Raw genomic sequence first — 22,566 nt, forward strand, 5'->3', positions numbered from 1 at the left:
CCTCACTTCCGTTGTGCGTCCGGTACGTGGGTGGCGGATTCGACGGGCGCCTCGACCTCGATCGGGTCCGACTCCTCGAAGTGGAGGACGAGCTGCACCCGTTCGCCCTCCACCGGCTTGTCCGAGAGTTCCGTGAGCATCAAGTGGCTGCCGCCGCGCCGCAGTTCGAGCTTCCCGCCGGCGGGCACCGGCAGCGATTCGACGTGCTCCATGCGCCCGTCCTCGGTGGTGTGGAGCGCGACCTTCCCGGCGTCCGGGCTGCTCACGGACGTGAGCCGGTCGGCGCCCTCGCCCGAGTTGTGCACGGTGAGGAAGCCGCCCGCCATCCGCCCGTCCACCGGCTCCGGGACGTAGGCGCCGGTGACGCGGAGTTCGGGCGACGCCTCGGCACAGCCGGCGAGGCCGAGCGCGGCGACGGCGGCGAGCGCGGCGGCCGCCGTCCGGGCGCCCCGGGGGCTCACGGGTTGCGCCCTTCGATCAGCGCCGGCAGCTCCTTCTCCAGGACCTCCGGCGTGGCGTTGCCCTCGGTGTAGAGGACGTGCGCCTTGTCGTCCTCGGGCGAGAAGGCGAGGAGCTGCGAGCCGTGCGTCGAGACGACGTCGCCGTTCTTCTTCTCGTAGCTCGGCTCGATGGAGACGCCGAGGGTGCGGGCGCCGGCCTGGATGGTGTCGAAGTCGCCGGTGAGGCCGATGAACGACGGGTCCTGCCCGCGGAGCCACTTGCCGAGTTCCTTCGGGGTGTCGCGCTCCGGGTCGGAGGTGACGAAGACGACCCGCAGCTTGTCCTGTTCGGCCTTGGGCAGCTTCGACTTGGCCACCGCGACGTTGCTCATCGTCAGCGGGCAGACGTCGGGGCAGTTGGTGTAGCCGAAGTAGAGCAGCGTCGGCCGGCCCTCGGTCTCCTCGACGAGGTCGTACTCCTCGCCCTCGGTGTCGGTGAGGGTGAGGTCGGGCTTCTCGAAGGCCCGTTGGAGCACGACACCGCCCTTCTCCTCCTTCTCCACGGTCGCCGGCTTGCTCTCGCCGCCTCCCTCCTCCGTGCTTCCGCCGCAGGCGGCGAGGGTGAGCGAGGCGACTACGGCAAGGGCGGCGGCCGCTGCTGTACGGGTGGTGCGCATGGAAGTCGTGGATCTCTCTCTGCGGGCGGTGCGGCGCCCGCACGCTCGGGGCGCCGCACCGCGGGTGTGGTTGCTACTGGCCGACGCGGCCGCGCCGGCCGGCGAGTACGCCGAAGCCGACCCCGGCCGCGCCGAGCACGATGCCGGCGACGCCGAGCACGCGGGCCGCCGTGTCGGCGCCGCCGTCGGCCGAGCTCTCGGCCGAGGCGGCCTCGGTCTCCCCGGCCTTGGCGGGGGAGCCGGCGCCGCCCTCCGCGGCGTCGTCCGCCGCGAGCTTCAGCACCGGTGCCGGTGTCTCGGGCTCCTCGGCGCCCTCCTCCGGCTCCTCGATCCAGCGGACGACCTCGTCGCTGTCGTACGTCTGGAGCGCCTTGAAGACCAACTCGTCGGTGTCCTCGGGGAGTTGGCCGAGCGAGACGGGGAACTGCTGGAACTCGCCCGGCTTGATCTCGCCGCCGGTCCAGGTGATCTTGCTGACCGCCTCGGTGATCTTCTCGCCGTGCGACTCCAGCGGCTTGTCGAGCTTCTCCTTGGTGACCTCGACCTTCCATCCCGGCACCGGCTGCGGCATCGCGGAGGCGAGCGGGTGGTCGGTCGGCAGGTGCACCTCCAGCTTCTCGGTCGAGGCGTCGTCCCGCTCGTTCGGCACCTTGAAGTTGACGACGGCGTAGCCGCCCTGCTCCGCCTCCTCGGGGTCGACGGAGACGTGCGCGGCGGCCGGACCTGCGCAGAGCAGCACGCCCGAGACGGCCACCGCACCGACGACCGCGAACCGCCGCGCGCTACGGACCTGGTTCTTCTCCATGTATCTGGCACTCCTGTTGCCCGGACGGCGCACCACCGCGCACCGCGGCGGCCGCCGGGCTCCGGCCCGGCAGGGCGCACCGCGGCGGGATGCCGCGCGTCCACTGATGGTTGGGGGACTTCTCGGACCCCGCGACCCGCGCCTTCCGCGCATGCACGACGTGCCGGACGGCGCGCTCGCGCGCCCCGGCCGCGTCAGGCCGCGAGGGTCAGGCGGCCCTCGGGCGGGCCCCTGGTGTGGACGGAGTACGCCAACGGCACGGAGCGCGGCGGAGGTTCGGCCCGCTCGGCACGCGGGGCGCGGCCGACGGCCGGCAGGAGAAGGCCCGTCCGGAGTGCGCCGGCGTAGACGAGCGCCGCACGCAGCGCCCGCAGCGCGAAGACCTCGTCGGCGAAGCGGGCGGCCTGCTCGGGCAGCCGCGTCAGACGCCACAGCGCGGCCTCCCCGCGCCGCAGCAGCCAGCCGATGGCCACCGCGACGAGAAGGTGCCCGAGGAGCATCGGCGCGTCGAAGGCACCGAGCGCGACGCGGGCGGCGCTGCGCAGGCACTCCAGCGGTGTGTCGACGCCGGCGAGCGGGGCGGCGTGTGCCGCGTGGGCCGACTGCGCGGCAGGCGCGGCCTGGAGCCCCGCCTGCTCGACGACGCGTTGCGCCTCGGCCTGGCTCATCCCGCCGACGGCTTGCTCGTTGCAGAGGAGGCGTTGCGCCAAATCCCGCGCCCCGCCCTCGGGGCCCGGCTGCGGACTGTGACCCGCGCCGAGCGCGAAGAGCGTGTGCAGACCGAGCTGCCCGACGGCGCTGAGCGCGGCGATCCCCGGAAGCGAACGCTCCTTGCCCGCAAGGGTGGTCGAGGCGGCGAGGACCGCGGCGAACCCGATGGCGAGCGTCGCCGGCGGCACGTGTCCGCCGCCCGCCAGGGTGTGCCCGGCGGCGGACAGCACGACGCAGACCGCGGTGAAGACCGCGGCCCGCAGCACTCTCAGACCCCAACCGGCAGCCATGGCCGCGCCATCATCTCACCGCGCGCCTCAGCCGTATACAACAGGTGTCCTGCACCGATGCACTTGCCGCACCGTCCGGTGCCCCGCGCCCGGTCGGCCGAACGGGCGGGATCAACGCCACGCCGAGTACCGTCCGCTGGACCCGGCTATACGTCTCGGTATGGCCTGACGGCCTGCATGGTGGCCCACCGTCGAGCCACAGCCTGGAGGGTGTCATGAGCAGCCTGTGGTGGTCTCTCCGTCTGCGCCGCGAGGCGTCGAGCGTGCCGCTCGCCCGAAAGCTGCTGTTGGAGTCGATGGAGTCGGCGCGGGTCGACCCGGAGATCGCCTACGAACTTTCGCTCGCCCTCTCCGAAGCCTGCGCCAACGCCGTCGAGCACGGGGAGACCGACGACCCGGGCGCCTACCGCGTCTCCGCGTACCTCGACGGCGACCGGTGCCGCATCGAAGTCGCCGACTCGGGGCCCGGGTTCGTGCGGGGGGCGCGCGGCTGCTCGCGCGCCGAGCCGAGCCGCGCCCAGGTCGCCTGGGACGCGGAGCACGGACGGGGTCTCTTCCTCATCGAGTCCCTCGCCGACCACGTCAGATTCCGGAACAGACCCGGCAGCGGCGGCGCCGTCGTCAGCTTCGACAAGGTGCTCAGACCCGGAGGCGGAACGCTCCTCCCCGCCTCCTGAACGACGCACCTGCGCCGCCGCACCGCTCGGCAGCTACGGCTGGCCGTACTCGTTCCGCGCCCAGACGTCCTCCACCTCCGGGTACTCCCCTTCCTCCGTCTCCTGTTCCTCCTCGTCCTCCGGGTCCCGGTAGCGGAGGAGGAGCATCGCCGCGTCGTCGTTGAGGGGAGAGCGCACGTGCTCCTCGATGTCCTGGTGGACGGCGGCGAGCGCGGCGTCCGGATCGGTGTCCTTGAGGAGGTCCGCGCGCTCGTCGAGGGGGTAGAAGTGGTTCTCGCTGTCGCGGGCCTCGGTGACGCCGTCGGTGTAGAAGAGCAGTTGGTCGCCCGGAGCGAAGGCGACGCGGTGCGGACGGGGGTTCTCGCCGCCGTGGATCGGCCCGAGCCCCAGCGGGAGGCTGCGTTTGGGAGGCTCGGCGAACTGCACGGAGCCGTCGGCGCGGATCGCCAGCGGAGCCGGGTGCCCGTAGTTGAGGAGGATGGCGCTCTCGCGGGTGCTGTCCCGCTCCTGTGCGTGCGGGACCTCGCAGAGGACGGCCGTGACGAACTTCTCGCCCAGCAGGTGGCGGTCGAGCGCCCGCTCCAACCTCGCGCCGACGGCGAGGAGATGGCGTTCGTCGTACGCCGCCTCCCGGAAGGCGCCGAGCACGACGGCGGCCGTCTCGACCGCTTCGAGCCCCTTGCCCTGCACGTCGCCCACGATCACCCGCACCCCGCGGGGCGAGTGGACCACCTCGTAGAGGTCGCCCCCGATCCGCGCCTCCGCGACCGCCGACGTGTACGAGACGGCGACGCGCAGCTTCCCGGCGTTCCGCGGCACCGGCCGCAGCAGCACGCGCTGCGCCGCCTCGGCGATCGACCTGACGTTGGCGAGCTCGGTCTCGCGCTGCTTCCGCACCGCCACCGCCAGCACGCTCGCCACGGCCACGCCGGCGACGGAGATCAGCGTCGCGTCGCCCCTGCGTTCGCCGAACTGGCCGTTGTAGACGCTCAACGCCACGGAGAGGAGGAAGGCGCAGCCGCCGATCATCGCCGTGCGCCGCACACCGCCGATGAGCCCGGCGAACGCGGGACCGAGCGCCATCATCGGCGAGAGGCCGATCCCGGGCCCCGCCGTGACGTCGACGAGGACGACCGCGCCCATGGCGAGGAAAGGAAGCGCGGACAGGAGTCCGGTCCAGAACCGGGAGACCAAAGCGTGCTCTCTTCCTCGTCGGATACGGCGGCGCGGCCGTGTGCCGTCAGCTCCGCAGCCCTGCCATCCACTCTTCGACGTCGGCGCTGGTGCGCGGAAGCGCCTGGGAGAGGTTCCGGTTGCCGTCCTCGGTGACGAGGATGTCGTCCTCGATGCGGACCCCTATGCCGCGGTACTCCTCGGGGACCGTCAGGTCGTCGGCCTGGAAGTACAGGCCGGGTTCGACGGTGAGGCACATGCCCGGCTCCAGGGTGCCGTCCGCGTACGTCTCGCGGCGGGCCGCTGCGCAGTCGTGGACGTCCATCCCGAGCATGTGTCCCGTGCCGTGGAGGGTGAAGCGGCGCTGGAGGCCGAGTTCGAGGACGCGGTCGACGGGTCCTTCGAGGAGGCCCCACTCGACGAGCTTCCCCGCCAGGACCCGCTGCGCCGCGTGGTGGAAGTCGAGGTACTTGCCGCCGGGGCGCACGGCGGCGATGCCGGCCTGCTGCGCCTCGTGGACCGCGTCGTAGACCTTGCGCTGGAGGTCGGTGAAGCGGCCGCTGATGGGCAGGGTGCGGGTGACGTCGGCGGTGTAGAGGGTGTTGGTCTCCACGCCGGCGTCGAGGAGGAGGAGGTCTCCGGAGCGGACGGGGCCGTCGTTGCGCATCCAGTGGAGCGTGGTGGCGTGCGGGCCCGCGGCGCAGATCGAGCCGTAGCCCACGTCGTTGCCCTCGACGCGGGCGCGGAGGAAGAAGGTGCCCTCGATGTACCGCTCCGAGGTCGCCTCGGCCCGGTCGAGGACGCGTACGACGTCCTCGAAGCCGCGCGCCGTCGAGGCGCACGCCCGCTCCAGCTCGCCGATCTCGAAGTCGTCCTTGACGAGGCGGAGTTCGGAGAGGAACACCTTCAGCTCCTCGTCCCGCTCCGCGGTGGTCTTGTCGCCGAGCGCCGCCTCGACGCCGGCGTCGTACCCCCGTACGACGCGGACGGGGCCGCGCGCCTTGCGGAGCCTCCCCACGACCTCGCGCACGTCCTCGACCGGCAGCCCGTAGAGCTGCTCGGCCTCCGCCTGGCTGTGGCGGCGGCCGACCCACAGTTCGCCCTGGCTGTCGAGCCAGAACTCGCCGTTCTCCCGGTTGGAGCGGGGCAGCAGGTGGAGCACGGCCCGGTGGCCGCCCTCGGCGAGCGGCTCGAGGACGAGGACGCCGTCCTCGGTCTGGTCGCCCGTGAGGTACGCGTACTCGACGGAGGCCCGGAAGGGGTACTCGGTGTCGTTGGACCTCGTCCTGAGGTTCCCCGACGGAATCACCAGGCGCTCGCCGGGGAAGCGCGCGGAGAGCTTCGCCCGGCGCTCGGCGGTCCGTGCGGCCTGGGGGATCGGCTCCAGGTCGCGGAGCTCGGTATCGGCCCAGCCGGTCCGCATGCTCTCCGCGAGCTCGTCGGAGACACCCGGGTAGAGACCGTTCTTCCGCTGCTCGACCGGCTCCTCGTCCGCCACGTCCGCCTCCTAGGGATGGAAAAAACCACCTCCATCGTATGGGGAGGCGGAAGGAGGTCCAGGGCCGTGAAGCTGTGACGTATCAGGCAGCGCCGGCCGGAACAGGCGCGCCTACAGGCGGGCGGCGAGGAGTACGACGTCCTCGGGGTGGTCGGCGGAGTCGGCGAGGGCGCCCGGAAGCACGGTGCGCAGCACGTGCTCCACCAGGCGCTCCGGGTCGCGCCGCACGCTCCGGGGCGCGCAATCGGCGGCGGAGTGGAGGCGTGCGAAAGCGCGGTCGAGCGACTGCCCGGTGCGGTGGAGCAGTCCGTCGCTGTAGAGCAGGAGCGTTTCGCCCTGCCGGAGGGAGAGTTCGGCGCTCGGCGGCTCCCAGCAGGCGAGCATGCCGAGGGGCGCGGAGACCCGCGTCTCCACCGCCTCGGTTCGCCCTTCCCCCACCACGATCGGCGGGCACTGTCCCGCACCGGCCATGAGCACTCTTCGCCTTCCCGGATCGAGGTGGACGAAGAGCGCCGTCGCCGAGCGCCCGCGCTCCGTGAGACGCAGCAGCAGCTCCAGGTCGGAGAGGACGGCGACCGGGTCCTCCCCCTCCATCACCGCGTACGCGCGCAGCGAGGCACGCAGCCGCCCCATCGCCGCCACCGCCTCGGGCCCGCCGCCGGCGACCCCGCCCACGCTCAGCCCCACGGCGCCCTCGGGCAGCGGCAGGACGTCGTACCAGTCGCCGCCGCCCCGCGGCCCCGTACGATGCCGGACGGCGAGCGCGACGCCGGGCACCCGGGGGAGACGGCCCGGCAGGAGTTCGGCGCGGAGCGCCGCCGCCTGCTCCAGCGCCCTGCTCCGCTCCAGGTGGCGCGCGGTGTGCTCGCCCGCGTGGTGCAAGTAGAGCTCCAGCAGGCGGCGTTGGCGGGAGCTGGGCCGGGACGGCTCGTCGTAGAGCCAGACGGCCGCGCCGTAGCGGCCGGCGGACGGGCCTTCGTGAGGCACGGGGGTGCGGCTGGCGAGGGGCACGGCGTAGCTGGCGGCGTAGCCGAGGCGGGCGGCGACCTGGCGGTGGCGGGGGTCGAGTCCGGTGTCCCCCGGGATGTCGGCGTGGACGATCGCGGGGGGCGGCTCCTCGTCGGCGGGGTCCTGCGCCCCGGGCTCCGAACTCGCGGGCGGGGGAGGCGTTTCGGCGGCGTCGAGAAGGCGGGCGCAGGCGGCCGAGGTGCGCGGGACGGTCTGCAACTCCCCGATGTCGGAGCGACCGAGGCCGAGCCCGAAGGTGCGCTCGGGGCCCGCGCGCTCCTGCGGCGCCAGCACGGCGAACGCGCGCTGCGCCCCGACGAGCGAGGCGCCGGCGCGGAGCGTTTCGTGGAGCGCGTCGTCGAGGGTGCTGGTCCGGGCGAGGCGTGCGGTGAGCTCGTTGAGGAGGGAGAGGTCGGCGAGCCACCCCGCCAACTGGTCCTGGACGGCGGTGAGGCGGTCGGCGGCGGAGCGCGCGGGGCGGAAGGCGGCGGTGAGGAGCGACGTCCACGGCTCGGATCGCCGCTGCTCGCCGGGGAGTTCGCGCGGGGGCTCCGCAAGCGGTGCGGCGTCCTCCGCCGCTGCCGCCCGTCCGGGCTCGGCGGTCGGCGGATTGTGCTTCCGGGTGGGGACCGCGGCCTGGGTTCCGGCCGCTTTCGGCACGGGCTCCGTGCTCATCGGCGGAGGCGTCCGAGGCGGTCGAAAGCTCTCAATAGCATCGCAAACCCCCATGTCATGCTGCTCCGCTATCAATGCCCCTACATGTACACATACCTCCGAGGGGATGTCCAGTACTGAACTACCGGGGTCGAGCGTCTTCGCGAGGCGCGCGGCACGCCGTTGTACGGGGGTGGTTGAGGGTCGCGCGGATTGGCGTGAAAGCATCGCCTGGGTTCGGCGCGGGCTGTCGACTGACACCCGACCGAGGCCGGCTGTACGGGCGTTGACGTCGTCGGCGCGGGTACGGAACCCAGTGCGGGGTTCCAAGCGTCCTAGGATGTGCGGCGGTCACTCCCTCCGCCCTCACCGCTCGGCAGCAGGCACCGGTCGACGGCATCGGCACGCGTATCCACCCGAGAGCACGCGAGCACGCACCACCACCCGGCACAGGCGGCAGCACACGGCACAAGCGCCAGGGGCGCGCCACCCTCCGCCACGTTCCACGCTCGGTCGGCAGCATGATGCGCTGTCCAGCACGTGCCGTCACGGAAGTTCTACGCGCTGTGATGAGCTAGGCGATTCGACAACCGGTCAACTGGCGTTTACGGAAAGGAACGAGCGCTGATGCGCGAGATCCTCGGAAGGCGACGCTCCCCCTCCCGGGCCCTGCGGTCCGAGAGCCTCTCCCACCGGGCCCTGCCCGTGCGCCTGTCCGGACGCGTACTGCGGCGGCTCCGCGCGCTGCTGCGCGAGCGCGGCAATCCACGTCCACGCGTCAGCGCGCTCCACGACGCCGCCGCGACCTGCGCCACCGAGTGGGGCTGGCCCGTGGTACCGGGCGTGCAGGCGGTCGTACCGCAGTGCAGGGGCGCCCGCGGCCGTCGGGCGGCGAAGCCCAACGCCGGTACGCCCGACGCCCCGTTGGCGTGCTGTTGCCCGCAGCCCGACTGCGCCGTGCCCGGCGGCCACCCGTTCGACCCGGTCCTCCAGGCGGCAACGACCGACCCCCGCATGGTGAGTTGGTGGTGGACGACGCGACCGGACGCACCGCTCGTGCTCGCCACGGGCGGCTCCGCACCCTGCGGCCTGAGCCTTCCCGCCGTCGCGGGAGCGCGCGCGCTCGCCACCTTCGAGAGCCGGGGCGTACGCCTGGGTCCCGTGACGGCGACACCGACCCGCTTCACGCTGCTCGTCGCCCCGTACGCGTTGGAGGAGCTCGGCGAACTCCTCTACGCCCACGACTCGGTGCCCAGCTCCCTGCGCTTCCACGGCGAGGGCGGCTACCTGCTGCTCCCGCCGTCCGCCACAGGGATCGGCACGGTGCGGTGGGAGCGCGTGCCGACGCTCGCCGACGGCGCCCCCTGGAAGCCGGGCGGCGGAACGCCCTGGCTGCCGAGGATGGAGAACGTCCTAGACGTACTCGTCGAGGCGAGCGCCACCGTCCCCGACACCGGCAGCCGGCTGGCGTACTGAGGTGCGGCGGGCAGGCAGGGCGGAGCCCAAGTCGTTGCCGTCCGCGACCGCTTGGAGAGGGGACGCGCGGGCACCCGGGAGCCGACTCGACGTGCCCCTGCGGGCGGAGGACCGCGCACATGGAAAACCCGGTCGCTGGCGACGGGGGATGCACCAGCGACCGGGCTTCTAGAACGGTAACAAGAGATCCGCCGTTCGCAAATTCGATCGCGCAGATCCGGACGCCGATTTACCGACGGGTAGGGGAAGTTGCGCCCGTTCTGTGAGTCGCCTCACGAGCCGGCCACGCCCCCTCGCGCGCACCGTCCGCTCCCGAACAGCCCGACGACGGACCAACCTTCCCCGTCCCGCGGCGAGTTCGGCGACTCAGCTCAATGTCACCTGTCGATTGGCGAGACCGTCGCGTGCCTTGCGCTCGGCGGTGGACAGGGCGCCCTCGGTCCCGAGTGCCTCGGCGAGCCGCTCGGCGAAGGCCGCCGCGGGCTTCTCGCACTCCTCGTAACCGGCGTCCTCGGGCAGGTCCCACACCGGGACGAGCAGTCCGTGCGCGCGGAACGAGCCGACGAGCCGCGAGCCATCGACACCGTCGAGCGCACTCGCGCCCGCGGCATGGAGCCGCGCCAGCGCGTCGAGCAGCCGCTCCTCGGGCTGGGTCATCACCCAGCGGAGGTGGTTGCGGTCGTTCGCCTTGCACCAGTACGCGCCCTCGACGCCGGCGAGCCGAGCCGTGGGCACCGCGGCCGAGTTGGCGCGCTCCAGGGAGGCGGCGACCGGGTCCGACGGGGACTCGGTGCCGTCGAGCCAGAAGTCGAAGCCCTCGTGGACGACGGGCGAGAGCGGCGCCTCCGGGTCGAGGAGGTCCTGCAACCGGACGTCGCCGCCCGGGCGTCCGGCCGGCACCGCGGTGTCGGGCTCCGCCTCCAGCGCCCGTCGGAGGACGTCTGCGAGGTCCCTACTGAGGTCGCCGGAGGCGGTGTCGTTCTGGAGCCCGAGGAGGACGCTGCCGTCAGCGCGCCGCAGCCCCGGCGCTGCGAGCGGCAGCACCGTGGCGGCACGGACCGAGGGCACCCCCTCGGGAAGCCCTCCGCGCAGGGTGAGTTCGGCGGTGGCCGCGGGGACCAGCTCGCGCATCGCCACCCACTCGACCTCGCCCGGCAGGCCCTCGAAGGGACGGCGCACCAGCTCGGTGACGGCCTGGGCGGCGGCCCGCCCGTGGCACGCCTTGTACCGGCGTCCGGATCCGCACGGGCAGGGCTCGCGGGCGCCGACGGCCGGGACCTCGCCGGCGGTTGCGGGCTGCGGGGCGGTCTGGGGGCGGCGCTTCTTGGCCATGACGGAGGTACTCCTGGTGTGCGGGTCCATCTCGGTCTCGTGCTCTTCCGTTGGCGCCCGGCGGACGGCGCTCTCCCCGTCGCCCGTGCACGCATCGGCGCCTGCGCCGCGCGGACGCGGCGACGGTCGCCGCCGGGCGCTCGTTTCTGCCGCGTCCGGTGGGGCGTCGGGGCTCCGCCTTCCGTAGCTCTGCGGTACCGCCGGCGCTCCCCGGCCACCCGCCGCAGCCGCGACGCTGCCGGTGGCGCAGGTCCGGCGGACCAACGCGCGGCGCACAACGAGCAATCGGCGGCACCGCCGCCCCGGCAAGGGCGGCGGCGAGAGAGACCCTAGCCGCTGGCGCGCGCGGGCGAACCGCCCGTGCGCCGGTGCGCCCCGAGACCCCGGGTCACGCCGACTCGTCGAGCCCGGCGAACTCGAAGCTCTCGGCGAGGCGATCCCCGAGTCCCTCGCTCCCGTCGAGCACGGCCCAGACGGTGACGCCGGTCTCGCAGGCGCCCTCATGGGTCGCGGCCTGGCCGCGGGAGCGCGGCGGGAGACCGTCGTTGACGCCCCAGTCGCGAGCGAGTGCTCTGATGATGGCGAGGCCGCGGCCGCCGCGCGCCGAGATGGAAGGCGTGGCGGGCAGGGGCCTGGTGGGGCCTCCGCCGTCCGTGACCGCGATGGTCAACTCGCCCTTGTCGTCCCTGCTCCAGGATGCGCGGACGTGCCTCTCGGCGTCGAGCGGCCGCGCATGCCGGCAGGAGTTGCTGAGTAGTTCGGAAAGGATCAGAACCGCGTCGTCCACGACCGAGTCCGGCGCACCGCTCGCGAGGAGCTCCTCGCGCATCCTGCGCCGCGCCGACCCCACGCCCGCCGGCCCATGGGGCACGGCCATGGTCGACGACGTCGGCACTTCCTGTGCCACCACGAACGCCACCCCCGAGACCTCCTTTGCCCCACGCCACGGGATGAATGCCCCTCCCGAGTGGAACGGAAACCGGCCACTCACCGGCTCTTGACGCACGCCGACTGATCGAATAAGAACCCCGAACAGCTGACGCTCCGGCAAGTACCTGCTGAGAGCCCCGACTTGCCCCTCAGCCCGGCAAACGAGCCCGCCCCCGCACGGACACGTACGTGACGAATACCACTGTCCGGACGGGCACTTGCCCCGCACGAATAGGCATCCGCGCCGCATTCCCGGACACTGCGCGCTCACTCGAGTTGGGCGCACACCCGGGACGGCCGGTTGGTGATCACTGCGTCGACGCCCAGCCGCACGCAGAGCTCGACGTCGTCCGGCTCGTCGACGGTCCACACGTGCACCCGGTGTCCCGCGCGGTGCGCACGCGCGACGTACTCCGGGTGCGACCACAGCACCCGTACGTGCGGACCGGCGATGGAGACACCCGGCGGGAGACTGCCGTCCCGGTGCCGCGGCAGCAGCCACTGCATCAGGTACGCGGTCGGCACCCACGGGGCGCCGGCGCGCACGCGCTCCAACGAGCGGGCGGAGAAGCTCATCACCCGCAGCCCCGGCAGCTCCCGGTAGCGGCGTAGGAGTACGAGCAGGCGCTCCTCCACCTGTCCCGCCCACCGGGTCGGATGCTTCGTCTCGATCGCCAGGCCGACCGGCCGCGGCGTGTGTGCGACGAGTTCGAGGAGGCGCTCCAGCGTCAGCACCGAGGTGAGCTCGCCGCCGGGGAGGCGGGCGGCGTCCGGGGATCCGGCCTTCCAGGAGCCGAAGTCGAGCGCGGCGAGTTCGGCGAGCTCCAGCGCGGAGACGGCACCGCGCCCGTCGGACGTGCGGTCGACGCGGCGGTCGTGCACGCAGACGAGGTGGCCGTCGGCGGTCAGCCGCACGTCACATTCGAGCGAATCCGCGCCCTCCTCGATCGCCCTGCGGTAAGCGGCGAGCGTGTGCTCGGGCGCCTCCCCCGAGGCCCCGCGGTGCGCCACGACCTCGAACGGCCGCCCTCTGCGCGGACGCTGGACCGATCCACCGGCGTGCTCCGTCACCCGTACATCGTGGCACGCAGCGCCGTCCGCCGGCGCGGAACGCGAGACCGCTGCCGGACGTTCCCCGGTGAGCGGGTGAGGACGGGTCCGCATACGCTTTCCTCGGAACTTGCTCCGGACCGAACCGTCCCGCCCGTCGGTGGGAGGTAAGGAAGGGCGCCCGTGGAAGAGGGGACGTCTTACGCGCGTCTGACAGCCCATGGGGAAGGCTGTCCCCTGACACTCACGTACGTGGATGCCCTTCCTGGCTATGTCGTGCACCTGAGGAGACTGCTGTGAGCACCGAGAACGACGGCGCCGCCGAGACGCCCGCGGCGGGGCCCGCACCCAGGCACCCGTCCACCGGCACCCCGCACGCCGTCGCGGACGAGAACTTCTCGCCGACCTCCGCTCCGGAAGGACCGGCCGCACGCGCCTCCGGGGACGAACCCCAGAAGCCGGCAGGCGAACCGTCCGACACCGCGCACCAGAACGCCGACGAACCCCGCACCCCGCACCCCGAGCAGCCGCCGGTTCCCCCGGTGCCGCCCACGGCGCACGCCTCCGGTCCCACGGGCCCGGCCGGCGGGCCGCAGGGTCCTGACGGTCCCGGGTACCCGGGACCTGGCCAGACGGGCCAGTGGGGCACTCCTCCGCCCCAACCCCCTTACGGCGGCGGACCGGGCGGCCCGCAGTACCCGTGGGGCGCACCTCCCGGACCGGAGCCGAGGCCCGAGGGGAAGCGGCGCGGAGGGCTGATCGCCGCCGTGCTCGTCGCGGCCCTCGTCGCCGGCGGCATCGGCGGCGGCATCGGGTTCTGGGCGTCGGACCGCACCGGAGGCGACTCGACGACGATCTCCTCCTCCAGCGACCCTGAGGCGCTCAACCGCTCGCCCAAGTCGGTCGCCGGCATAGCGTCGAAGACACTGCCGAGCGTCGTGACCATCACCTCGTCCGGAGGCGGCGAAGAGGGCACGGGCACCGGCTTCGTCTACGACAAGGAAGGCCACATCCTCACCAACAACCACGTCGTGGCGAACGGTTCTCGGGGCGGGGAGCTGTCGGCCACCTTCTCCGACGGCAAGAAGTACACGGCCGAGGTGGTCGGCGAGGCCCAGGGGTACGACATCGCCGTGCTGAAGCTGCACGGCACCGGGGACCGCAAGCTCACCCCGCTTCCCCTCGCCAAGTCCGGCGACGTCCAGGTCGGGGACGCCACGATCGCGATCGGCGCCCCGTTCGGCCTCTCGGGGACGGTCACCACCGGCATCGTCAGCGCCAAGAACCGGCCCGTCGCCTCCAGCGACGGCCAGGGAGCCCAGGCGTCGTACATGAGCGCCCTCCAGACCGACGCGTCCATCAACCCGGGCAACTCCGGCGGTCCGCTCCTCAACGCGCAGGGGGCCGTGATCGGCGTCAACTCGGCGATCCAGTCCGGCGGAGGCGACGGCCTCGGTCAGTCGCAGGCGGGCAGCGTCGGCCTCGGCTTCGCGATCCCCGTGAGCCAGGCGCAGCGGGTCGCGGGCGACCTGATCCGTACGGGGCAGGCCGTCTACGCCGTGATCGGCGCCACCGTCGAAATGGGCGGCGGCGAGCGCGGCCAGCAGCAGAGCGGCTCCGGTGCCACCATCTCCAAGCGCGGCCAGGGCGACACGGAGCCGGTCCCGAAGGGCAGCCCCGCCGACAAGGCCGGCCTCGAGCCGGGCGACGTCATCACCAAGTTCGACGACACCCTGATCGACAGCGGCCCCACCCTCATCGCCACGATCTGGACCCACAAGCCGGGCGAGAAGGTGAAGCTCACCTACGAGCGCGACGGCAAGGAGAAGACCGTCGAACTCACCCTCGGCTCCCGCGAGGGCGAGTCCCAGTAGCCCCCGATCGGCTGCACCCGCACCGCCGCGCACACGTTAGGCTGTCCCCGCGTCCGCTCCCGGCGGACGCGGGGAGGTGTGCCCGAGCGGCCTAAGGGAACGGTCTTGAAAACCGTCGGGGTGGCGACATCCCCGTGGGTTCAAATCCCACCGCCTCCGCAGGGCAAGGGCCCCTGGCCAGCAAGAACAGTCAGGGGCCTGCATCGTGTGCGCTGCCCGATTGATGCTCCGGCTCATCTGGTCGAGGACGGACACATCGAGCCCGGTGGGGAATGGGAGACGTGCACCGTTCAGTACAAGTCCCCTTTCGACATCGAGTGCTGAACCCTCGGAGCCGACAGGCCGGACAGGGCGTCTCTCGTGAGGGAAGCACCCAGCGTGTTGGAGGCTGTCCCGTTCTCGTGTGCGCATCCGCTCCGGATGAGTTGCCGGCCAGGCTCGCCCGCCGTGCACAGCAGGCGCCGCCTACGCCGCTGCCTGCCTGGGACGCGCGGACGGCCGCGCCGTCGCCCGGCCGGTGGACCCCTCACCCCGCCCTGTGCCGATGCGCCCCCCTCCCCGGGTGGGCGTGGCGAGCGGGTGGGGTGGGTGGGGCGAAGAGGTCGATCTGGCGGACGAGTTGGTGGCAGCAGAGGAGGACCGTCACCGGGGGGAGGCCGGCGATGATGAAGCCGGACGGGGTGCGGGGGGCCTCGCTGATGCACAGGGTCATCGCGGCGAGGGCGAGGAACGCGACGACGAGCCAGGAGTGGACGGTGCTGCGCTGGTTCATCCTGGCGCGGAGGATGGAGAGGGTGGCGACCGCCCACGGGCCGTAGATGAGCATGGGCCACAGCTCGGCGAGGGTGGGGCCCGTGACGCGTTCGGCGAGGTGGTGGAGCGGGTCGTAGCAGGTGAGGGCGCCGAGTACGGTCACGCAGACGCCGATGAGCAGGGCGAGGCCCGCCGAGAGGGCGTTGAGCAGCGCGTGCGGGGACGCCCAGCGCGGGGCGTGGGAGGCGCGGTGCTCGTGCGGCCTCGGCTTGCGGTGCCGTGGGTGGGCACCGGTCGGCTGACGGGGGGCGGGCACGGCTTCGCCGGCTCGCCTGTCCCTGTCCTGCTCCTCCCGTACGAGCTGGGCCAACTCGGCGTCCAGGTCGGGGAGTTCGAGGGCGTTGCCGTCGAAGTCCAGGACCGGTTCGGGGAAGGGCTCCTCGGGGAGGTGGCCGTAGACGTCGGCGCTGCCGAGCCCTGCTGCCGTGGGGGCGGCCGTGCCCAGCGGTTCGGAGGCGGTCCCGGCCGGGAGCCCTTCCGTGCTTCGACCGCCCGTCTGCCCCTCGGGGTCGGGGTCGCGGTACGAGAAGCCAGAGGTTTCGTACAAAACGTTTCCTCGGTACGGAGGCGGGACGGAGGTCGCGCACCCGGGGTGGGTCCGCCTCCGTGGGAGGGAGCGAACGCGCCTCGTACTCCGCCCGGGCACATCCCGCCCAACGAGCTTCACGCGGCTAAGTAACTGGACATTCTGGCTACTTGGTACTTCTATTGCCATTCAGGTGTAGCTCATCTGAAAGTACCGGTAGAGCGCCGTGCGCACGCGTCGACACCCCGTCCGATCCCCTGTACGCCGCCGGCGCAGGGGAGTTCGGATCCGTTCTTCTCCAAAAAGCGTGCAACGAGCGGGACTTGCGTTGCCGACCCACCGAACTGCCTGACCACTCCGCCCGGTCGCCCAGCGCGTGCACCGAAAACGAAGCCTCCCACTTTCCGGCGAGAGAAAAGGTGTTTATCCAGAGATCCTCACGCTTGCGAACGAATACAGCCGGTCCGTGTGGCTTTACGCAGTCACCTGGGCAACTCTGTTTCCGCGACGCCGCACGGCGCCGCGTCGGCAGTCAACTGCCGTACACCACAGCGGTCTTACGTTCCTGGAGGAATGAACATGGCACGCACCAGCACCGCCCGGATCATCGCCGCAGCCGCCTCCGTCCCGCTCGCCGTCACCCTCATGAGCGGTATCGCCCAGGCCGACGACGGCGCCGTCGCAGGCCTCGGCTCCAACGCGAGCGTCAGCGAGCAGGATCAGGTGGCCGGCGGTGAGGGCAACAACACCAACCAGGCCAACAACGCGACGGTGAACGGCGACGGCAACCTCGTCAGGCAGGACAACACCACCAACAACGTGGAGTACACCGTGGTCATCACCAACCTGTGGCGATGACCGCGGCGGGCTGAGCCCGCGCCGAGTCGTCGGGGGGAACGAGGGCCGTCCGCCGGTGCACCGGCGGACGGCCCTCCGCCGTACCGCGGATACGCGGCGGTGCGGACCCCGCGATCGGCTGAATCCCGACTCGCCGCAGGGCGTGCCTGAACGTACGTGCGGCCGTGGGCTTCTTCACTCGCCGCATGTTTCCCAGGATTCAGTCCCTACGGCGGCTGGCCGTACCGACGGCCGCGCTCGCCTCCCTCCTCAGCGCCGCTCCGCTCCCGGCCCAGGCGTCGGACCCCGCCCCCGGCCCGTCGTCTGGCAGTGCCCCACCGCTGTCGCGGATGCCGCAACCGCACGTGCCCGGCCCCGGAGCGGAGCCCGCACGCGGGGGCGTCCTGCCCAGCCCACGCGCCGGTGAGGGCGACCCACGCGCCGCCGGGGCGCGCGTCTACACCGGCGCGGGGTTCGACACCTGCGAGGCGCCCCCGCTCGCAACGATGCGCGCCTGGAGGCGGAGTTCGCCCTTCGGCGCGGCCGGCGTCTACATCGGGGGCCGCGCACGCGGCTGCCCCACCCAGGCCAACCTCGACGCCGGCTGGGTGCGGGCGACCAGCGCCGAGGGGTGGCGGCTGCTCCCGGTCTACGTGGGATCGCAGGCACCGTGTGTACTCTCCGCGCACAAGCGGAAGTTCGCGCTGGGCCACAAGGACCCGGCCGGGCACGGCGCACGCGAGGGGCGGGACGCGGTGGCGCGCGCCGAGGCGCTCGGCATGCGGCCGCGCACCGCCATCTACCTCGACATGGAGGCGTACCGGCAGTCGGACGCGCGGTGCGCCGCCACCACGCTCCGGTTCGTCCAGGCGTGGAACCGCGCCGTACGCGCCGCCGGTTACCTGCCGGGGTTCTACAGCAGCGCCGACTCCGGTCTCGTCCACATGGAGCGCGCCCGCCGCTCCGGCGCCCGCGACCTGCCCGAGGCCGTGTGGTTCGCGCGTTGGGGCTCCGGGAGCTCGGTGTACGGCGAGAAACGGCTGCCGCCGGAGGCGTGGCACCCGCACCGGCGCATCCACCAGTACCAGGGAAACGTGCGCCTCCAGTACGGCGGCCGCGCCCTCAACGTCGACCGCAACACGGTGGACGCACCGGTCGCGGTCGTCGGCTGAGCCGCCCGGGGACCGCAAGAAGTACGCTCGGGCGCCCGGCCCCGGACGCGAAGGGACGGGGAACGCAGGCGGGTTGCGGCAGGACGGCGCGGTACCCCGGGAGGGCGCCGACGGATACCCTGATCCCGCCGCCGTACGTTCTCCACCTTCAGTAGGTGGGGCCCGCGCCGGGCGTACACCCAGAGGCGGACGTCCCTTCGGCACCCAGGGGCGATGGCCCGAGCGGCCCGGACTTCTAGCGTTGAGCCATGACCACGCCTGGGACCGTTCGGACAGCCCGGACCACCGTCGAGCGCGCCCCCGCAGCCGCGGGAACGCCGGGTACGGGGAGGAGTCCGCTGACTTTCACGGCGTACGTCGCCGCTCGCGGGCCCGCGCTGCGGCGCACCGCGCGCTCGCTCACCGCCAACCCCTCCGACGCCGAGGACCTGTTGCAGACGGCGCTCACCAAGACGTTCCTCGCCTGGGAGCGGATAGCAGACCACCGCGCTCTCGACGGCTACGTGCGCCGGGCGCTGGTGAACACGCGCACCTCGCAGTGGCGGAAGCGCCGGGTGGACGAGTTCGCGTGCGAGGAGCTGCCCGAGCCGGAGCCGCTGCCCGCCACCGACCCCGGCGAGGAGCAGTCGGTGCGCGAGGCGATGTGGCACGCGGTGCTGCGCCTCCCCGACCGCCAGCGCGCCATGGTGGTGCTCCGCTACTACGAGGACCTCAGCGAGGTGCAGACCGCCGAGGTGCTCGGCGTCTCGGTGGGTACGGTGAAGAGCGCCGTTTCGCGCGCGCTCGCCAAGCTGCGCCAGGACCCGCGGCTCGCCGCCGAGTTGAGCCCGGAGTCCGCGGGCGTGCCGGTGCCGTCGGGGAGTTGAGTGCGTCCGGTGTACGTGCCACGCGGATCTGCCGCGAATTCCGCGTCACCGGTAGTGACATACCACCGGGTATGCCAGCAGAATCGCCGGAAACTTACCCTCGCGTAACGACGCGCTGATTGGGGAGGTCCCCGGTGCTGAGCACGATGCAGGACGTACCGCTGCTGGTCTCGCGCATTCTCGAACACGGTTCGACGATCCACGGACGCTCACGGATCACCACCTGGACCGGCGACGGTGCCCCTCGCCGGCAGAGCTTCGCCGAGACCGCGGCGAGGGCGGCGCAGCTCGCGCACGCGCTCCGCGACCTCGGCGTCACCGAGGGCGACGCGGTGGCGACGCTCATGTGGAACAACGCGGAGCACACCGAGGCGTACTTCGCCATACCCTCGATGGGGGCCGTCCTCCACACCCTCAACCTCCGGCTGCCGCCCGACCAGTTGGCCTTCATCGTCCGGCACGCGGGCGACCGGGTGCTCTTCGTGAACGGCTCCTTGGTCGGGCTGCTGACTCCGCTCATCGAGCACCTTCCCCGCCTCGAACACGTCGTCGTCTCCGGCGCGTCGGCGGACGAACCACGGGCGGCGCTGGACGCGTCCGGCGTGGAGGTCCACGAGTACGAGACGCTGCTCGCCGGGCGTCCCACCGTCTACGACTGGCCCGAGCTGGACGAGCGGCAGGCGGCGACGCTGTGCTACACCTCGGGCACCACGGGGGAGCCCAAGGGGGTCGCCTACTCGCACCGGTCGATCTACCTGCACTCGATGCAGGTCAACATGACCGAATCGATGGGCCTCACCGACGCGGACCTCTCGTTGGTGATCGTCCCGCAGTTCCACTGCAACTCCTGGGGCATCCCGCACGCCGCCTTCATGACCGGCCTCAACCTGCTGATGCCGGACCGGTTCCTCCAGCCGGGGCCGCTCGCCGAGATGATCGACACCGAGCGCCCCACCCACGCGGCCGCCGTCCCCACGATCTGGCAGGGGCTCCTCGGCGAACTCGAGGCCAGGCCCCGTGACGTCTCCTCGCTGGCGCAGGTCACCATCGGCGGCTCGGCGTGCCCGCCGTCCCTGATGACCGCGTTCGACGAGCACGGGGTGCGGGTCACGCAGGCGTGGGGGATGACGGAGACGTCGCCGCTCGGAACGGTGGCGCGGCCCCCGGCCGCCGTGGAGGCGGGGTCCGAGGCCGAGTTCGCGTACCGGATGACGCAGGGACGGTTCCCGGCGGGCGTCGAGGCCCGACTGGCGGCCCCCGAGGGCGGGTTCGCGCCCTGGGACGGCGAGTCCCCCGGCGAGCTGGAAGTACGCGGACCGTGGGTCGCGGGTGCGTACCACGGCGGTTTCGACGGCGAGCAGCTGCGGCCCGAGGACAAGTTCAGCCCGGACGGCTGGCTGCGCACCGGGGACGTCGGAGTGATCGGTCCCGACGGCTATCTGACGCTCACCGACCGGGCGAAGGACGTCATCAAGTCGGGCGGTGAGTGGATCAGTTCGGTCGAGTTGGAGAACACGCTCATGGGGCACACCTCCGTGGCGGAGGCAGCCGTCGTCGCGGTCCCCGACGACCGCTGGGGCGAGCGTCCGCTCGCCGTGGTGGTGCAGGCGGAGGGGTCGGGCGAGGCGACCTTCGAGGAGCTGCGGCAGCACCTCGGCGAAACGATCGCGCGCTGGCAGCTTCCCGAGCGGTGGACACGTGTCGGGGCGGTGCCCAAGACGAGCGTGGGGAAGTTCGACAAGAAGGTGATCAGGGCCCAGTACGCGGCGGGGGAGCTCGACGTCACCCGGCTCGGCTCCGACGGGCACGCGTCCGACGCATGACGGCGGCGGGGGCGCCGGCCGCCCCCGCTCCGACATCCGTCCGTGACGGCTCAGTTGGCGCCGATCTTGGTCAGCAGGTCGACGATGCGCGACTGCACCTGCGGCTGCGTCGAACGCTCGGCGAGGAAGAGGACCGTCTCGCCCGACGCGAGCCGCGGCAGCTCCGCCGGGTCGAGGTCGGCCGAGGTGTAGACGACGAACGGGGTGCGGTTGAGCAGGCCGTTGACGCGGAGCCAGTCGATGATGCCGGCCCGCCTGCGGCGCACCTGCATCAGGTCCATCACGACGAGGTTGGGACGCACCTGCGCCGCGACCTCCACCGCCGCCGCGTCGGTCTCGGCGTGCACCGCCTGCATGCCGCGCCGCTCCAGCGTCGCCACGAAGGCGCCCGCTATGGCGTGGTCCTCCTCGACGAGAAGGACCCGCGGCGGGTGCTGCTCGCTGTCGCGCGGCGCGAGCGCCTTGAGGAGGACCGCCGGGTCGGCCCCGTACGCCGCCTCCCTCGTCGCCTGCCCGAGCCCGGCCGTCACCAGCACGGGGACCTCGGCCGCCACGGCCGCCGTACGGAGCGACTGGAGCGCGGTGCGCGTGATGGGCCCGGTGAGCGGATCGACGAAGAGCGCGGCCGGGTACGCCGCGATCTGCGCGTCGACCTCCTCGCGGGAGTGGACGAGCACCGGCCGGTAGCCGCGCTCGGAGAGCGCGAGCTGCGTCGAGGTGTCGGGTTCGGGCCAGACGAGGAGGCGGCGCGGGTTGTCCAGCGGTTCCGGCGGCAACTCGTCGTCGGCGTGCGCGGGCAGGGAGAGGCCGCGCCCCTCGGTGACCTCGACGGGGCTGTCGGGGCCGTCGAGCGGCTCGGGCCCTTCGGCCGCCTCGCTGCTGGGGGCGCCGATCGTGAACTCCCTTGGCGTACCGGTGCCTTGGCGACGCTGGTCGACGGGCTGCTGCGGCGGCTGGGCCTGCTGCGGTGGCTCCTGGGGGTCGGCTGGTGCCGGCTCCTCTGCCTCGTCCGGTGGCGTCGCCAGCTTCCGCCGGCGGCCGGAGCCCGGGAGCGGTGTGGGCGTCGAAGGGGTCGACGGTATCGCCGAGGCGCCCGTCCGCCCTGCCTGCCCGCCGCCCGCGCCGTCACCGGGGCGGCGGCTGAACGGGACGCCCTGACCGAGGGTGCGCACCTGCGGGCCGCCCGCGTACGACTCGGCGAACCCCTCCGGCATCGGCAGCCCGCGCGCGTTCGCCTGCTGCTGCTCGGGGAGCGGGCCGCCGCCGAGGATGGGGCTGCGCGCGACGACGGACGGCGCCGCACGCCGGTCCTCCTCCGCCTCCCCGGGCACGCCGGGGTCCTCGGGCCCTGCGGGGGGCGGCGGTGCGAACTCGTCGGGCGCTGCCGCTTCTCGGGCCGCTGCCTCGGCCGCGCGCTGGTTCGGCAGTGCGGACGGCTCGGGTGCCTCGACCGGTGCCGGCGCGCCCGCGGGTGGTTGCGGCGCCTGCTGGTGCCCGAACCGGGCATCGGGGGACTGAGCTTCCGGGTACTGCGGCGGCACGGAGGACTGCGCCGGCTCCGGGGCGGTCGGGGCAGGCCAGCCGGGGACGGGGTGCTCCGCGAACGGTGGGGGCGGGTCGTGGTGGTCGGTGGGGGCGGCTGTGGCCGGTGGAGATGCGGGGCTTTGCGGGTCGGGGGTTGCGGGCGGCGGCGTGGGAGCGAGTGCGGGCTGCTGGTGGGGGGTCTGCGGGTCCGTGGTGCCCGGGGCAGCGGGCGCGGGCTGGGCGCCGGGTGCCTGCGGCCCGTGGGCGCCGGGTGCCACGGGAAAGCGGGGATCGTGTGGGGGTTGTGCTCCGGGCGCCTGTGCGCCGGGCGCGGGTTGGGCGCCTGGGGCCTGGGGCTCGGGTGCGCCCGGCACCGGCGGCGGCTGCGACCCCGACTGCGCACCGGACGC

At 73.2% G+C, this 22,566-nt stretch carries 18 protein-coding genes, 1 tRNA gene and 1 pseudogene; 8 read left to right on the forward strand and 12 right to left on the reverse strand.

What is annotated here, in order from left to right:
- Nucleotides 1–2 precede the first annotated feature (2 nt).
- The 4 genes from UWG_RS0104870 to UWG_RS0104885 all read right to left on the reverse strand — a co-directional run bounded on the left by UWG_RS0104870 (nucleotide 3) and on the right by UWG_RS0104885 (nucleotide 2,923).
- Nucleotides 3–461, reverse strand: coding sequence for a copper chaperone PCu(A)C (locus tag UWG_RS0104870; RefSeq protein ID WP_016906082.1), 459 nt, complete (start codon nucleotides 459–461; stop codon nucleotides 3–5).
- Nucleotides 458–1,117 carry an SCO family protein gene (locus UWG_RS0104875; RefSeq protein ID WP_016906083.1) on the reverse strand — a complete coding sequence of 220 codons (660 nt, stop codon included), beginning with the start codon at nucleotides 1,115–1,117 and terminating at the stop codon, nucleotides 458–460. The genes UWG_RS0104870 and UWG_RS0104875 overlap by 4 nt, the downstream gene beginning before the upstream one ends.
- Nucleotides 1,118–1,190: 73 nt before the next feature.
- Nucleotides 1,191–1,922 carry a YcnI family copper-binding membrane protein gene (locus UWG_RS0104880; RefSeq protein WP_016906084.1) on the reverse strand — a complete coding sequence of 244 codons (732 nt, stop codon included), beginning with the start codon at nucleotides 1,920–1,922 and terminating at the stop codon, nucleotides 1,191–1,193.
- A gap of 194 nt (nucleotides 1,923–2,116) precedes the next feature.
- Nucleotides 2,117–2,923 carry a hypothetical protein gene (locus tag UWG_RS0104885; RefSeq protein WP_029391176.1) on the reverse strand — a complete coding sequence of 269 codons (807 nt, stop codon included), beginning with the start codon at nucleotides 2,921–2,923 and terminating at the stop codon, nucleotides 2,117–2,119.
- A 215-nt stretch (nucleotides 2,924–3,138) separates the two neighbouring features.
- Here UWG_RS0104885 and UWG_RS0104890 point away from each other — a divergent pair, with 215 nt between their 5' ends.
- Nucleotides 3,139–3,600, forward strand: a complete 462-nt coding sequence (locus UWG_RS0104890) for an ATP-binding protein (protein WP_016906086.1) — start codon at nucleotides 3,139–3,141, stop codon at nucleotides 3,598–3,600.
- A 33-nt stretch (nucleotides 3,601–3,633) separates the two neighbouring features.
- On the opposite strand, the gene UWG_RS0104895 is transcribed toward UWG_RS0104890, so the two are convergent.
- The 3 genes from UWG_RS0104895 to UWG_RS0104905 form a co-directional block, all read right to left on the reverse strand.
- Nucleotides 3,634–4,794: a PP2C family protein-serine/threonine phosphatase gene (locus UWG_RS0104895; protein ID WP_016906087.1), complete on the reverse strand. Its 1,161-nt coding sequence runs from the start codon at nucleotides 4,792–4,794 to the stop codon at nucleotides 3,634–3,636.
- A 46-nt stretch (nucleotides 4,795–4,840) separates the two neighbouring features.
- Nucleotides 4,841–6,271, reverse strand: coding sequence for an aminopeptidase P family protein (locus UWG_RS0104900; RefSeq protein WP_016906088.1), 1,431 nt, complete (start codon nucleotides 6,269–6,271; stop codon nucleotides 4,841–4,843).
- 111 nt (nucleotides 6,272–6,382) lie between these two features.
- Nucleotides 6,383–7,954, reverse strand: coding sequence for a PP2C family protein-serine/threonine phosphatase (locus UWG_RS0104905; protein WP_016906089.1), 1,572 nt, complete (start codon nucleotides 7,952–7,954; stop codon nucleotides 6,383–6,385).
- A gap of 606 nt (nucleotides 7,955–8,560) precedes the next feature.
- Here UWG_RS0104905 and UWG_RS0104910 point away from each other — a divergent pair.
- A complete protein-coding gene (locus UWG_RS0104910) occupies nucleotides 8,561–9,409 on the forward strand; it encodes a bifunctional DNA primase/polymerase (protein ID WP_016906090.1) in 849 nt (282 codons plus the stop codon).
- Between the two features lie 366 nt (nucleotides 9,410–9,775).
- Here the strand turns inward: UWG_RS0104910 and UWG_RS0104915 are convergent, their stop codons facing one another.
- The 3 genes from UWG_RS0104915 to UWG_RS0104925 all read right to left on the reverse strand — a co-directional run bounded on the left by UWG_RS0104915 (nucleotide 9,776) and on the right by UWG_RS0104925 (nucleotide 12,742).
- Complete coding sequence (locus UWG_RS0104915; protein ID WP_029391177.1) at nucleotides 9,776–10,741, reverse strand: DUF5926 family protein; 966 nt, start codon at nucleotides 10,739–10,741, stop codon at nucleotides 9,776–9,778.
- Nucleotides 10,742–11,129: 388 nt separating this feature from the next.
- A complete protein-coding gene (locus UWG_RS0104920) occupies nucleotides 11,130–11,660 on the reverse strand; it encodes an ATP-binding protein (RefSeq protein WP_016906092.1) in 531 nt (176 codons plus the stop codon).
- A 278-nt stretch (nucleotides 11,661–11,938) separates the two neighbouring features.
- Complete coding sequence (locus UWG_RS0104925) at nucleotides 11,939–12,742, reverse strand: glycerophosphodiester phosphodiesterase family protein (RefSeq protein WP_029391178.1); 804 nt, start codon at nucleotides 12,740–12,742, stop codon at nucleotides 11,939–11,941.
- 275 nt (nucleotides 12,743–13,017) lie between these two features.
- Here UWG_RS0104925 and UWG_RS0104930 point away from each other — a divergent pair, with 275 nt between their 5' ends.
- Nucleotides 13,018–14,595: a S1C family serine protease gene (locus UWG_RS0104930; protein ID WP_016906094.1), complete on the forward strand. Its 1,578-nt coding sequence runs from the start codon at nucleotides 13,018–13,020 to the stop codon at nucleotides 14,593–14,595.
- A 72-nt stretch (nucleotides 14,596–14,667) separates the two neighbouring features.
- A tRNA-Ser gene (locus tag UWG_RS0104935) sits at nucleotides 14,668–14,754 on the forward strand.
- Between the two features lie 367 nt (nucleotides 14,755–15,121).
- Here the strand turns inward: UWG_RS0104935 and UWG_RS31655 are convergent.
- Nucleotides 15,122–15,955: a DUF2637 domain-containing protein gene (locus tag UWG_RS31655; RefSeq protein WP_050988504.1), complete on the reverse strand. Its 834-nt coding sequence runs from the start codon at nucleotides 15,953–15,955 to the stop codon at nucleotides 15,122–15,124.
- Between the two features lie 558 nt (nucleotides 15,956–16,513).
- Between UWG_RS31655 and UWG_RS0104945 the strand changes: the two genes are divergently transcribed.
- From UWG_RS0104945 to UWG_RS0104960, 4 genes are all read left to right on the forward strand, one after another.
- Nucleotides 16,514–16,792: a hypothetical protein gene (locus UWG_RS0104945; RefSeq protein WP_016906095.1), complete on the forward strand. Its 279-nt coding sequence runs from the start codon at nucleotides 16,514–16,516 to the stop codon at nucleotides 16,790–16,792.
- 185 nt (nucleotides 16,793–16,977) lie between these two features.
- A complete protein-coding gene (locus tag UWG_RS0104950) occupies nucleotides 16,978–17,943 on the forward strand; it encodes a DUF1906 domain-containing protein (RefSeq protein ID WP_237719985.1) in 966 nt (321 codons plus the stop codon).
- A gap of 248 nt (nucleotides 17,944–18,191) precedes the next feature.
- A complete protein-coding gene (locus tag UWG_RS0104955; protein WP_016906097.1) occupies nucleotides 18,192–18,809 on the forward strand; it encodes a SigE family RNA polymerase sigma factor in 618 nt (205 codons plus the stop codon).
- A 134-nt stretch (nucleotides 18,810–18,943) separates the two neighbouring features.
- Nucleotides 18,944–20,632: a long-chain fatty acid--CoA ligase gene (locus tag UWG_RS0104960; RefSeq protein ID WP_016906098.1), complete on the forward strand. Its 1,689-nt coding sequence runs from the start codon at nucleotides 18,944–18,946 to the stop codon at nucleotides 20,630–20,632.
- Between the two features lie 50 nt (nucleotides 20,633–20,682).
- Here UWG_RS0104960 and UWG_RS33550 read toward each other — a convergent pair.
- Nucleotides 20,683–22,566 (reverse strand): annotated as a pseudogene (locus tag UWG_RS33550) (hypothetical protein); the annotation flags it as partial.

The organism is Streptomyces xiaopingdaonensis, assembly GCF_000262345.1.
Taxonomy (GTDB): domain Bacteria; phylum Actinomycetota; class Actinomycetes; order Streptomycetales; family Streptomycetaceae; genus Streptomyces; species Streptomyces xiaopingdaonensis.